At 61.9% G+C, this 13,614-nt stretch carries 8 protein-coding genes and 2 pseudogenes; 6 read left to right on the forward strand and 4 right to left on the reverse strand.

Going from position 1 to position 13,614, the window contains the following annotated elements; genetic code table 11:
• Positions 1-560: 560 nt before the first annotated feature.
• From ABQJ48_RS10590 to ABQJ48_RS10605, 4 genes are read left to right on the forward strand one after another with little or no spacing between them, the layout of a single operon-like run.
• Positions 561-1,790, forward strand: a complete 1,230-nt coding sequence (locus ABQJ48_RS10590) for an efflux RND transporter periplasmic adaptor subunit (protein ID WP_367837864.1) — start codon at positions 561-563, stop codon at positions 1,788-1,790.
• Positions 1,791-1,809: 19 nt separating this feature from the next.
• Positions 1,810-5,007, forward strand: coding sequence for an efflux RND transporter permease subunit (locus ABQJ48_RS10595; protein ID WP_367837865.1), 3,198 nt, complete (start codon positions 1,810-1,812; stop codon positions 5,005-5,007).
• Positions 5,004-8,345 carry an efflux RND transporter permease subunit gene (locus tag ABQJ48_RS10600; protein WP_367837866.1) on the forward strand — a complete coding sequence of 1,114 codons (3,342 nt, stop codon included), beginning with the start codon at positions 5,004-5,006 and terminating at the stop codon, positions 8,343-8,345. The genes ABQJ48_RS10595 and ABQJ48_RS10600 overlap by 4 nt, the downstream gene beginning before the upstream one ends.
• On the forward strand, positions 8,342-9,883 hold the full coding sequence (locus ABQJ48_RS10605; protein WP_473094127.1) for an efflux transporter outer membrane subunit: 1,542 nt from the start codon (positions 8,342-8,344) through the stop codon (positions 9,881-9,883). Before ABQJ48_RS10600 ends, ABQJ48_RS10605 begins: the two co-directional genes overlap by 4 nt.
• A 198-nt stretch (positions 9,884-10,081) precedes the next feature.
• Here ABQJ48_RS10605 and ABQJ48_RS10610 read toward each other — a convergent pair whose 3' ends face one another.
• The 3 genes from ABQJ48_RS10610 to ABQJ48_RS10620 all read right to left on the reverse strand — a co-directional run bounded on the left by ABQJ48_RS10610 (position 10,082) and on the right by ABQJ48_RS10620 (position 12,014).
• A complete protein-coding gene (locus ABQJ48_RS10610) occupies positions 10,082-10,618 on the reverse strand; it encodes a hypothetical protein (protein ID WP_367837868.1) in 537 nt (178 codons plus the stop codon).
• 46 nt (positions 10,619-10,664) lie between these two features.
• Positions 10,665-11,057, reverse strand: a complete 393-nt coding sequence (locus ABQJ48_RS10615) for a DUF3331 domain-containing protein (RefSeq protein WP_367837869.1) — start codon at positions 11,055-11,057, stop codon at positions 10,665-10,667.
• A 582-nt stretch (positions 11,058-11,639) separates the two neighbouring features.
• Positions 11,640-12,014: a glutaredoxin family protein gene (locus tag ABQJ48_RS10620; RefSeq protein WP_367837870.1), complete on the reverse strand. Its 375-nt coding sequence runs from the start codon at positions 12,012-12,014 to the stop codon at positions 11,640-11,642.
• A gap of 144 nt (positions 12,015-12,158) precedes the next feature.
• On the opposite strand from ABQJ48_RS10620, the pseudogene ABQJ48_RS37825 reads away from it, so the two are divergent.
• Positions 12,159-12,320, forward strand: a pseudogene (locus tag ABQJ48_RS37825) (tyrosine-type recombinase/integrase); the annotation flags it as partial.
• A 163-nt stretch (positions 12,321-12,483) separates the two neighbouring features.
• Here ABQJ48_RS37825 and ABQJ48_RS10625 read toward each other — a convergent pair.
• Entirely contained in the window at positions 12,484-12,681 is a 198-nt protein-coding gene (locus ABQJ48_RS10625) for a hypothetical protein (protein WP_367837871.1), read from the reverse strand.
• Between the two features lie 301 nt (positions 12,682-12,982).
• Between ABQJ48_RS10625 and ABQJ48_RS10630 the strand changes: the two are divergent.
• Positions 12,983-13,614, forward strand: a pseudogene (locus ABQJ48_RS10630) (hypothetical protein); the annotation flags it as partial.

The raw sequence follows: 13,614 nt of genomic DNA on the forward strand, positions 1-13,614 counted from the left end.
CGTTGCCTTTCGCTGGCGCACGCCCCGAAGCAAGTCCCTGGGGGACACGAGGATCAAGCGCTTCACAACCGAGTTCGTCAAGCGCTGTAACCGCTTTGGTACGGCAGCCGCCCGGCTGTGGTGAGTCGACGACCTTACGTGAAGATGCACGGCAAGTAGGTCTGTCTTCACCGTGCGGCTGACCGGGCCGACAATACGGTCGATTTTCGGCTCAGCTAGCGCGATGTCGTTGCGAAGGAATTCTTCGCGAAAGCGATCAGGAGTCAAGGGCTCGCTTCCAAGTCAATCACGCTGGACGGCTATGCGGTTTCTAGCCAGTCAGTTTCTCGCACGCCTGTGCCACTTGCACCCAAACCGGTTAGTGGATGAAGGCGTATTTAGTAATCCTATTTTGCGTTGGGCACGCTCGTAATTGTTTGAAACCGTTCGGCCGTTAGTAGAAAGGTATTCAAAGGGGTAGATTGGTAGACTGCATCCAGCCTATTGACCACGCAGTGACTACGCCCGAAGAATGCGCATGCAGCATTCAATCGTCCCCATCTCCGAACCTGGAGCTTCGCATGAGTGAACCCGCCGCCAAGTCGGGAATACGGCGATCGCTGCGCTGGCGCAGCGTGATGATTCTGCTTGCCGCGCTGCTACTGTTACTGATCACGTTCCATCTGCTGCATCGCAGGCCGGCACACCGCCGACCGGCTGCGCAAGTAGTGACGGTGGCCGCTGCAAGCCAAGGTGACATGCCGGAGATCATGGCGGCACTTGGCACGGTCACGCCGGTGGCCACAGTCACCGTCCTGCCGCAGTTGAGCGGCTACCTCACCCAGGTCGGTTACCAGGAGGGCCAGGAGGTCGTAAAGGGCCAGTTCCTCGCGCAGATCGATCCGCGTCAGTACGAGATCGACAAGCAACAGGCCGAAGCGCAATTGGCAAAAGACCGGGCGAGCCTCGCCCAGGCGCAGGCCGATCTTGCGCGGTACGCCGAACTCGCCGAACGTCAGTCGATTGCAGGCCAGACGTACGAAGACGAGAAATTCACGGTGCAGCAGGATCAGGCGATGGTCAAGGCCGACCTCGCCAGCATCGCGCAGTACGAACTCGACCTGACCTACTGTCGGATTACCGCGCCGGTGTCGGGCCGGGTGGGCTTGCGGCTAGTCGACCCGGGCAACTATGTCACCGCATCGAGCACGACGGGCATTGTCGTGCTGACGCAGATGAAGCCGACCACAGTGCAGTTCACGGTGCCGCAGGACGCGCTGTCGAACGTGCTCCAGCGTTTCGGCGCCGGCACAAAGCTACCGGTGACCGTCTATTCGAGCGACAACACGAAGCAGCTCGCGGCCGGCACCCTGTACGCCATCAGCAACGAGATGGCGACCGCGACTGGCACCGTCACGTTGCGCGCGACCTTCCCGAACGATGACGAAGCACTGTTCCCGAACGAGTTCGTCAACGTGAAGCTGCTGGTGGATACGCTGCACGACGCCGTGCTCGTGCCGACGCCTGCGGTGCAAAGCGGCGCGCCGGGCGACTACGTCTATCTGGTCAACCGCGACGATACGGTATCCGTACACAAGGTCACGCTTGGGCCGAGCGATGGCAAAAACACCGTGGTCAGGTCCGGACTGTCACCAGGGCAGACCGTCGTAACCGACGGCATGGACCGGTTGAGCGACGGCGCGCGGGTCCGTGTGGCCGCTGCCGGCGAACCGGGGCATGGCACACCGGCGGCCGCCGCGCAGCACGCACATCGGCACGGGCATGCGGCAAGCGCCGCGGCGGCGTCGTGAGCAGCAGGCAAGCGAGCTGATGAATATTTCCCGTCTATTCATTCTGCGGCCGGTCGCCACGTTACTGGTGGTGATCGCGCTCGTGCTGGTGGGCATCGTCGCGATGCGCTTTCTGCCCGTGTCGTCGTTGCCCGATGTCGACTATCCGACCATCCAGGTACAAACTTTCTATCCGGGTGCGAGCCCGGACGTGATGGCCACCACCGTCACCGCGCCGCTCGAGGTCCAACTGGGGGAAATCCCCGGTTTGCAGCAGATGGTCTCGTACAGCTCCGAGGGCGCGTCGGTCATTACGTTGCAGTTCGACCTTTCGCTAAACCTTGATGTTGCCGAGCAGGACGTGCAACAGGCGATCAACGCGGCCAACAGTTTTCTGCCGAGCGGATTGCCCGCACCGCCCACATACGCCAAGGTCAACCCGGCTGACCAGCCGATTCTCACGCTTGCCGTGACGTCGAAGTCGATGCCGCTTACCCAGTTGCAGGACGTCGCGAACAATCGGCTCGGTTCGAAGATTTCGGAGGTGCCAGGCGTCGGTCTTGTCACGACGGCGGGCGGCAATGTGCCGGCGGTTCGAGTGGAGGCGGACCCGCACAAGCTTGCTGGGTATGGCCTGAATATCGACGACCTGCGTACGCTGCTAGCGAACGTGAATATCAGCCAGCCGAAGGGCAATTTCGACGGGCCGGAGCTGGATTACACGATCAATGGCAACGACCAGATCAGCGACCCGAAAGATTATCTCGACACTGTCATTGCGTATCAGAATGGCGCCCCGGTCTTCCTGCGCGATGTCGCCCATGTGTCGACTGCTCCGCAGGACGTCGAGCGCGGTGCATGGATCAACCACACGCCGGCGATCCTGCTGAACGTGCAGCGCCAGCCCGGCGCAAACGTGATCGCCACGGTTAACCAGATCAAGAAGCAGTTGCCCGCGCTCGAATCGACGCTGCCGGCCGGTATGCAGGTCAGGGTGGTCTCGGACAGCACAGGGGTGATCCGTTCGTCGGTATCCGATGCGGCAGTCGAGCTGATACTCGCCATCGCGCTGGTGGTGATGGTGATCTTCGTGTTCTTGCGCAACCTGCCCGCGACGATCATCCCCAGCATCTCGGTCCCGGTGTCGCTGATCGGCACGCTTGCGGTGATGTACGAACTGCATTACTCGATCGACAACTTGTCGCTGATGGCGCTGATCATCGCAACGGGTTTCGTCGTCGACGATTCGATCGTGATGATCGAGAACATCGTTCGCTACCTCGAAGAGGGGATGAATCCGCTGGAGGCGGCATTGGCCGGAGCCGGCGAGATCGGCTTTACGATCCTGTCGCTGACCGTATCGCTTATCGCGGTGCTGATTCCGCTGCTGTTCATGGGTGGCGTAATCGGCCGGCTGTTCAGTGAGTTCGCGGTCACGCTGGCTGTCACGATCGTCATTTCCGGGGTGGTGTCGCTGACGCTGGTGCCCATGCTGTGTGCGCGAATCCTTCGCGCGAAGGTGCAACGCCATCCGAGTGCTTTCGAGCGGATCAGCGAGGGCATCTTCAACCGCACGCTCAATCTCTATGAGCGCGGATTGCGCTGGGTGCTTCGCCATCAGACGCTCACGCTGGTCATCGCGCTAGCGGCGATGGCGCTCACGGTCGTGCTGTATGTCGCCATTCCAAAGGGTCTTTTTCCAGTGCAGGACGTGGGTGTCATCCAGGGCATCAGTGTGGCGGACAACTCGGTCTCGTACGACGCGATGGTGAACCGCCAGGCGAAGTTGGCTGGCGCGATCCTGAAGGATCCTGACGTCACATCGATTACATCGTACGTCGGCATCGACGGGATCAACCCGACGCTGAACAACGGCCGCTTCCTGATCAACCTGCGCCCGCACGACGAGCGCTCGCTGAGCGCCTTGCAGATTGCGCGCCGGCTGCAGGGCGAGGCGGCGCAAGTGCCCGGCATCCGGCTCTATCTGCAGCCGGAGCAAGATCTCACGCTCGACACGACGGTATCGCCGAACCAGTACAGCCTGGCGTTACGGGGGCCGAGCCAGCAGGCGTTCAGCCAGGTGGTGCCAGAACTGATTGCGAAGATGAAACGGATTTCATCGATCACGGACGTACAGAGCGATGAGGACAGCGAGGGTCTGAGCGTCGACATCGAGGTGAACCGGCCGTTGGCAGCGCGCTACGGCATCACGCCCGCAACGATTGACAATGCGTTGTACGACTCGCTCGGGCAGCGCATTGTGTCGACGATCTTCGAGCAGTCCGACCAGTACCGCGTGGTCCTCGTGGCCAACCGCCATTCGATCCCGAATGTCGCGTCCCTCGGCGACTTGTACCTGCCGAGCCAGACCAGCAGCGCGGGCCAGGTCCCGCTACGCGAGATTGCTAAAATCCGCCTGACGAAGTCGCCACTGTCGATCAACCATCTCGCGCAGTTCCCGGTCGTGACGATCTCGTTCAATCTGGCGAGCGGCGCGTCGCTCAGCACCGCAGTGGCCGAGATCCGCAAGGCAGAGCAGGAGGTCGCGTTGCCGCCGTCGATCACGTCATCGTTCCAGGGCGCGGCGGCAGCCTTCGAGGACTCGCTGTCGAGCGAGGTCTATCTGCTGATTGCCGCATTGGTTGCCGTCTACATTGTGCTTGGCGTGCTTTACGAGAGCTTCGTCCATCCAGTCACGATCCTTTCGACGCTGCCGTCAGCCGGCATTGGTGCGCTGCTTGCGCTGATGATTGCCGGCAGCGATCTGGATGTGATCGGGATTATCGGCATTGTGCTGCTGATCGGGATCGTGAAAAAGAATGCGATCATGATCGTCGACTTCGCACTGGCGGCCGAGCGGCAGCAGGGCAAGTCGCCGGCTGACGCGGTCTTCGAGGCGTCGTTGCTCAGGTTCCGTCCAATCCTGATGACGACGCTCGCTGCGATGCTGGGCGCATTGCCGATGCTCATAGGCACCGGCACGGGCTCGGAGCTGCGCCGGCCGCTGGGTCTTGCAATCATCGGCGGCCTCACGCTCAGCCAGATCCTGACGCTGTTCACCACGCCGGTGATCTATCTATTCTTCGACCGGATGGCTGAGCGCCTGCGCCGACGCCGTGGCCGTGACCATGGTCGCGACGATGGGCAAAACGGTGAAGCACGAAACAGCACGCACGGCGGCCGCGAGCGAAGCCCTGACGACGGCCCGGGCGGGGACGCCGCGGAGCCCGCCTCGTGAATCCCAGCGCGCTGTTTATCCGGCGGCCGGTAGGAACCACGCTGCTGGCGGTCGCGATCCTGTTGTCCGGGCTGCTGGCGTATTTCCGCTTGCCGGTTGCGCCGCTGCCGAACGTCGCATTTCCGGTGATCGTCGTGCAAGCGACGATGGCTGGTGCGAGCCCCGAGATCATGGCATCCACGGTGGCCGAACCGCTCGAACGGCGTCTAGGTGTTATCGCCGATGTCAACGAGCTGACGTCGACCAACTACGTCGGCATGTCGATGATCGTCATCCAGTTTGGGCTTGACCGCGATATCAACGGAGCAGCGCGGGATGTGCAGGCGGCGATCCAGGCGGCCCGCGCGGACTTGCCGACGACGCTGCGCGCGAACCCGACATACCGGCAATACAACCCGGCCGATGCGCCAGTGATGGTGCTCGCGCTGACCTCGGACACACTGACCAAGGCGCAGCTCTACGACTCCGCGGACTCGGTGATCCAGCAGCAACTTTCGCAGATCAAAGGCGTTGGACAGATCACTCTGGGCGGCGGCGCGTTGCCGTCGGTGCGCGTCGAGCTGCAACCCGGCAAGCTGAACAGCTACGGTATCGGCCTCGAGGACGTGCGCGCCTCGCTCGGCGCGGCGAACGCGGACAGCCCAAAAGGCCACATCGAACAGAACGGCCAGCGTTATGAGATCCTGTCGAACGACCAGATCAGCCACGCCACGCCGTATCGTGATCTCGTGATTGCGTACCGCCATGGTGCGCCGGTAATGCTGCGCGATGTCGCGGACGTACGCGATTCGAATGAGAACATCCGCAACGCCGGTCTCTACAACGGCAAGGAGGCAGTGCTTGTCATCGTCTACCCGGAGCCGGGCAGCAATGTTGTGAATACCGTCCAGCAGATCCGGGCGCGGCTGCCCGCCATTGAAGCCGCGCTGCCCAGTTCCATTCACGTCGGTGTCGCGGTCGACCATTCGCAGTCGGTCAAGGCGTCGGTCAGCGATACCGAGCGCACGCTGTTCATCGCCGTGCTGCTGGTGCTTGTCGTCGTGTTCATTTTCCTGCTGTCCCCGCGCGTGACGCTGGTCCCGGCCGTCGCGCTGCCGCTGTCGATCATCGGCACATTTGGGCCGATGTATCTGCTCGGCTACAGCATCGACAACCTGTCTCTGATGGCGCTGACCATCGGCACCGGCTTTGTTGTCGACGACGCGGTTGTCGTGACGGAAAACATCGCGCGCCATCTCGAAGCAGGTGCGTCACCGCGGGAAGCCGCGTTGCGCGGCAGCGCGGAAGTGGGCTTCACGGTGTTCTCGATGAGCCTGTCGCTCATTGCGGTTTTTTTGCCGATCCTGCTGATGCCGGGCGTCGTGGGACTGCTGTTTCACGAGTTCGCGGTCACCCTGTCGATTGCAATACTGTTTTCGCTGCTGATTTCGCTGACGATTACTCCGACGATGTGCGCGTACGTACTCTCGCGCGAGCGCGCCGGCCACGCCAAAGCGCATTGGGCTGTGTGGATCGACGGGCAGTTCGAACGCTTCAAGCAGGCTTATGCACGCTCGCTCGACGCGGTGCTCGACCGCTCGATGCTGATCGGCCTTTTGCTGATCGCGTTGCTGGTTGGCAATGTATTTCTGTTCAAACTGCTGCCCGCGACGTTCTTTCCCGAGCAGGACAACGGCATCCTGGTCGGCCAGATCATCGCGGACCAGAACGTGTCGTTCCCGGCTATGGAAAAAAAGCTCGCCCAGTTGCAATCAATCGTCGGTAAAGACCCCGCCGTCGCCTCGGTGGCGGGCTTTACCGGCGGGCGGGCGTTGAATACCGCCAATGTGTTCGTGGAACTGAAACCGCTGTCCCAGCGTCACGTTAGCGCCGCCGAAGTGGTGAACCGGCTGCGGCCAAAGCTCAGCCAGGTATCTGGCGCCCGGCTGTTCATGCAGGCACAGCAGGATCTGCGCATCGGCGGCCGTCAGTCTGCCGCCGAATATCAGTACACGCTCACGAGCGACGATCCCGAGGCACTGTACAAATGGGTGCCTCGCCTCGTCACCGAGCTGAACAAACATCGGGGCGAACTCCTGGACGTGAACTCGGACCTTCAGCAGAACGGTCTGCAGACTTACGTGAATATGAGCCGCAGCACGGCGAAGCGGTACGGCTTCGATCCAAATCAGGTCGATAACCTGCTGTATGACGCATTTGGTCAGCGCACCGTCTCAACGATTTACAACCCGCTAAACCAGTACTTCGTCGTGATGGAAGTCGCGCCGCAATACTGGCAGTACCCGCAGTCGCTCAATCAGATCTTCGCGAGCACCGCGGCCGGAAACGCGAGCGGGACAGCGCAGACGCAGTATTCGCCAAGCACCGTCCCGCAGTCGACACAGACACTTGCCACCGGCGCGACCGTCGGGGTAGCCAGCAACGCCGTCAATAGCATGGGCAGCACCGCGAATACCAGTTCACTGAATTCGGATGCAGAAGCGAACGAGGCGACCAACAGCATCGCCAACAGCAAGGGCGGCAGTTCTAGCGGCAGCGCGGACAGTACAGCCGCCGAAACGATGGTGCCGCTGCCGGCATTCGCGACGTTCAGTAACAGCCGCACGGCGACCCAGGTGAATCACCAGAGCGGGCTCGTGGCCGCGACCGTCTCGTTCAACCTGCCTCCGAACGGGTCGCTCAGCGAGGCGAGCCGCGCGATCGCCCAGGCCAGCCAGGACATCCGCATGCCCGCTTCGATTCATGGTGCGTTCGCGGGCGCCGCGCAGGCGTTCGCGCAGTCGATGAGCACGGTGCCGTTGCTGATTCTCGCCGCGTTGGGCGTGGTCTACATCGTGCTCGGCGTGCTGTATGAAAACACGATTCACCCGATTACCATTCTTTCGACGCTGCCCTCCGCAGGTATCGGCGCCACGCTGGCGCTGCTGATCTTCGGCACGCCGCTTTCCGTGATTTCCATCATCGGCATGATCCTGCTGATCGGTATCGTGAAGAAGAACGGCATCATGATGGTCGATGTCGCGATCCAGTTGCAGCGCGACCAGAAACTCGACGCACGTAGCGCGATTCACCAGGCAGCCGTAATACGGCTGCGGCCAATCATGATGACCACGGCTGCCGCCGTGCTGGGTGCAGTGCCACTTGCGATCGGCATCGGGCAGGGCGCCTCGCTGCGTCAGCCGCTCGGCGTGACGGTGATGGGCGGCCTGCTGCTCAGTCAGGTATTCACGCTTTATACAACTCCGGTGATTTACCTGTATCTTGACCGCCTGCGGGCGCGCCTCGCGCTGTGGTCGGCGAAGCTGCCATGGAACCGGCTGCCGGATACGAGGACATGAAGATGAAGCCGTTGCGCTTGTTAAAGGGGCGGCTGCGCGCCGCCCGTACCGGCTTGGCCGGGACCGCCGCCGCGCTGCTGCTCGCGGGCTGCATAGTCGGCCCCGACTATCACCGGCCACAGGTCGCCACGCCCGTGGCCTATCGCGAGCTGCCCGGCTGGACCCAGGCGGCGCCGAGCGAGGCCGCTCCACCAAGCGACTGGTGGACCGGTTTTCACGATCCGTTGCTCGACCAGCTGGAGCCGCTTGTGTCGGTCTCGAACCAGACGGTTAAACTGGATTACTACAACTATCAGGAGGCGCTCGCCGAGGTACGCGAGGCGCGCTCCGGCCTGTTCCCGACCATCGGCGTCACCAGCTCGGCCACGCGTTCGGGCAACTCAGCCGCGATCGCCAACGCAGGCGCGCTGGAAGGCGACGTCAGCTGGGCGCCCGATCTCTGGGGGCAGGTGCGGCGCACGATCGAAGAGCGCGCAGCGAACGCGCAGGCGACCGAGGCGATGCTCGCTTACGCGACGTTGTCCGAGCAAGTCACGCTGGCCATAGCGGTGATCAATCTGCGTGCAAGCGACGCGAACATCGATCTGCTGCAAAAGACGGTGAAGGCGTACGAGGGTTATCTGCGCGTTATCGGCGACCAGGACGAGGCCGGCACGATTCCGCCGTCCGATCTTATTCTCGCGCGCACGCAACTGGAGAGCACGCGCTCGAGTCTGATCGCGCTGCAGGTTTCGCGCGCCAGGTATGCGCACGCGATCGCGGTGCTGGTGGGGCGCAATCCCGAGGATCTCGACGTCGGGCGCATCAGTGCGCTGCCGGTTCTGCCGGACGTACCCGTCAGTGTCCCTTCGACGCTTCTGCAGCGGCGCCCCGACATAGCGACTGCCGAGCGGCAGATGGCTGAAGAGAATGCTGCGATCGGCGTCGCGGTGTCCGCGTATTACCCGACCGTTACCCTGTCGGGCATGGAGGGCTTGGCTGAATCGCCGCTTTCCGGTCTGCTGCACGCGGCAAACTACGTGTGGTCGCTAGGCGCCGCCGCATCGCAAACGATTTTCGACGGCGGCTTGCGCAGCGCCGATGTGGACGCCACGAAAGCCGCTTATAACGGGGCGGTCGCGAATTATCGCAACACCGTGCTCACCGCGTTTCAGAACGTCGAAGACGATTTCGCAAGCCTGCGGATTCTCGAGCAACAATCACAGGTGCTGGACGGCGCGGTGCGCGACGCGGCGCGTGGGGCCGAAATCGCGTTTAACGAATACCAGGCCGGGACCGTCGACTATACGACGGTCGCCACCGCGCAGACCGCCCAATTGAGCCTGCAGCAAACGGCGTTGAGCGTGGAGCAGGAGCGACTCGTTGCATCGGCCACGCTGCTCGGCGATCTGGGCGGGGGTTGGTCCGCGGATCAATTGCACGACCCTCGGGGCGCGCACGGGGCGAATCGGACGCAGGTGTCGCAAGCTGAGCCGTCGCTGGCGGCGCGAAAGCAATCCGCGCCGGTTGTCACGGCGGGCGCTACGTCAGGCCAATGACCTCGTGCGAGCATTCCACAGCGGACATCGCGCGCGCCCCCGTGCCTTACTCAGTACCTGTGCAATTCGGTCTCCGTAGCGCACCGGCACGCCACGCGAGGGACGCGCCTTTAGCGTGACGCGGGCGCGGGGCTGACACGGTTGGCGCGCGGCATCGCTCAAAAGTGCACGCGTTCATGGGAAGCAAGACCACCACGGTTAATCCGATGTCGGGGGGACTAACGGCGAAGCGCGGGTGCCGGCCACGAAATGGCGGAGTCGTTTTTCGGCTTCGACCACTCGGTGCATCGGAGCCTCGCTCAATTGCCGGTCGTGCAGCGCGAGCAAGCGTTCGATTGCGGGGGCGTCCTGCTCCCTGATTATCCACCTGGCACGTTTCGCGGCCAGTGCGACGGTGTTTCGGAACGCCGCTTGAGCGTGTTCGTAACATGCAAACGGCACCTGCCCAAATCCCATGCGCTGAAGGTAGTAAGCCCTATACACCGAACGGAGCAACGTGTTGATCTGATGCCGGTTGCCGCTGTCGCGTCGGCAAGCAGCCAGCGCAAGATGATGCGCGAGCGAGATGTCGCGCGCGGATTGCGCCGCCATTGGCAGCAGCAATGACTTGCTCAGCGGTTTGCGGTGGTTACCCGGGCGGGTGGGCTTTCGGTTTGCTCGTGCCATGCGCGTGTTGAAACAAGGTTCAGAGAGATCTGGGGCAGAATGCGGTCGACGCTTGAACTGGTAGGTCATCGTCGCCGGTGCCCGCGACCCGGAGTCGAAGCGGCGCGAGTCCGAATCAAGCTACCGGATAGGCATCCACACATGAAGCGATGATCATCGCTTGCGCATTCGGCGGTGGCGATCCCCTAACCTGTGGGCTGTACACATGATCGCCCGCTGCGATACTACAGCCGCTCAATACACACCTCCCAGTGCGCCGCGCGATGCGTTCCTGCCAGGTCTGATGTCCATAATGACCGGTACGCGAATCGCACCACGAGACGGTCAATGTCTGCGGAGTCGCTCGTTCCAGCACGGTCACAGTCGGCTGCGCCCACTCCGGCACGTGTGCGACGGCACACCGCCGTCGCTCGCCACGGCGCGTTCGCGCAGGCTCTTCCCGGGCCGTGCACGCACGAGCAATCATCGCGACGGTTTGCGACCATACTTCCGCACTAGTCTCAAACATCCAACGCTCCTTCGACAGTTTCACAACATTGGCGGTTTTCGATCAAGCGAGGCTAGTTATCGGCCTCGGCACCAGTCAACGGCACAGTAGCGTGCTGTGTAAAGGAGATCGTGCCGCTGCGGCAAGTACACCGGCAACCGGTGTTGCAAAGACACAAGCCTTCATAGTGAATGACCGCCTCGATTCAGGTATGGTCGGCTTCGCACTCGGTCATTGAAGCCTTGATCTCACCACCTCGTCGTAACGGAAGTGACTAGCTCCCATTCTGTACAGTCGAAGGTAAATGCACGCTGACGCACAGATTAAATTGATGTTATGTTCGGGTTCCCGGCACGGGCTCCTTCGAATGATGGCCGAGCGCAAGTCTGCATATTTGGCAAAGCCGACGCTCGCGCCACCCGGGCAGATTAGTAATTCGGAAAGGGCGTGTAGATTACCGGTCGCCGTGCGACGTACCGCGGCGCCGGCGCAATATGCACCGGATGCGGCGCATAGACCGGCACCCGCGGCTGCGAAATCCAGTGGCGTTTTGAGGTCGTGCACTACGCGTGTGCGGCTTAGCTCACGGCTGCCCGCGACGGGTCAGGCGATCCCTGCGAAGCGTTGCTCCAGATAGGCGATGATGGCGTTGGATTCGTACAACCAACGCGACTGGTCCTCTTCCTGAATATGTAGGCAGGGCACTTTCAATTTGCCACCGCCGGCAAGCAAGCGATCTCGTGCAACCGGATCGTTTTTGGCGTCGTGCAGTGTCATCGGCACATTCAGGCGATGCAGCGCGCGCCGGGTTTTGACGCAGAAAGGACACGCACGGAATTGATACAGCGACAGCCGCGCCGCATCTTTTTCCACAATTGCCTGACCTTGCGCCGCACGACGTTGCGGGCGCGGGCGACTGATGGCGTCGCCGAGTAAAATCAACTGGCCGAGACCGACACGCACGATTCTCATCAACATAAAGACTACCTTGATCGACGAAAGGGAGCCCGCAAGTCTACTCGTTCCCGGGTCCAACTGCTTCCGGCCGGAGTACGGCGATCGCACTGTAGAGGTTGCCGCGTGTTCAGCTGATCGAGTGGATCGAGCCAGGGAACCGGCCGCCTGCGTCACAGCTTCGTCACTCACCTGCTCGAAGAGGAGGGGAACATCCGCGTAATCCAGGTGCTGCCCGGCCACGCTAAGCGGGAGGGCACGGCGGTTTACGTCGAGGTGGCCACGGTGCTGCATGAGGTCACCAGTCCACTGGACCGCCTGCCTCCCGAACGAGCCCGCACCCAGCAGCGTTTCGTGCTGGAGTTTGCGGACAACTTCCGCAGCCACGGGCCAGCGTGGCGGGCCACGACACGCCTGACAGTTGCAACTCCCCCAAGGCCCTTTGCGTGGCGGCTGCAAGGAAGTCGCTCGTCGATAACACTCAGTGGACGAATTAGAAGTGGTGGCGAATGCCAGGCATTACCATTGTCTGATTGTTGGTGCTGGCATCATTGCCAAAGTCGGCAATGGACGCCGTTGCGGCCACCAGCTGTGGCGTGAGCTTCGTTCCGACGACCGGAGCCATCGGAACTTCCGGATTCACGCCAGAAGGCGTTCTGCATTTCTGTTGATCGAACAGGGTGCCTTTCAACGGTCATATCTATTGACCATCGCGCCCTTTCTCTTCACTCGAGTGGCGCTGTCGGGCGGTACCCGACCGAACACCATTCCGGGCGCTGGACCTGCCGCGGTCACGGCGCACAAGGTTTCTCACGCCACGCGACCGTGCCAGGCTCGCACCGGTCCCCGCGCGTCGCATTCTTGATTAAAGACTGCGACGCGCCTGCCGTAAACACATACGAGAGCCCGTGCTCTGCAACTCCCGTCGAAAAGCCGCAGCGCATAAGAGCTTGAACGTGCGATATCTTTGAGGCCATCTAATCCAGAACCGTATGAGTTTCGACTTAGCCCCAACAGGTATGTTCAGTCCCGGCATTCTTTTGCTTGTCGCCATCATGTCCAGCGCGATGAGTATGGCGGTTTTCGGTTCGCTCCTGCGTGCCGGGATACCGGGCCTGCCCCGTTGGATTTGCGCAAACGCCGTGATAGCCGTAGCGCTTGTTCTGCTAATGCTGCAAGTGCCCCCACACAAGCTGGCTATCGTTGTTGCGAGCACATTGTTCGGCGCTGCCGCGCTCATGATGCTGCAGGGGTGTCGGGAGTTCTTTGGTCTTCGGCCATCGCGCTCGTTCGAGTATGTCGCGTACGGCGCCTTGGTATCCGGGATGGTCTATTGGGGGTACATATCGCCAAACGTCAATGCCAGAATCGCTCTGCTATCGGCGTTTCTTGCGTACGTCCGCATCGTCATCGGCTGGATCGCTTTCAGGTTGCGGCCCCCGGGCAGACCGAAATATTGCTACCGGTTTCTGTCGGGTGCGGCATTCCTCGGAGCAGCTGTTGAACTGCTGCAGAAATCCTGGACAGAAATGAGTGTTAGTGTTTCGGAGCAATTTTCCCCACAGCACGGGAGGTTGGCGATGAAACACAAACAGTATTCGGTGGAGCAGATTGTGGCCGCGCT

This window comes from Paraburkholderia suaedae, from assembly GCF_040812055.1.
Classification (GTDB): Bacteria; Pseudomonadota; Gammaproteobacteria; order Burkholderiales; family Burkholderiaceae; genus Paraburkholderia.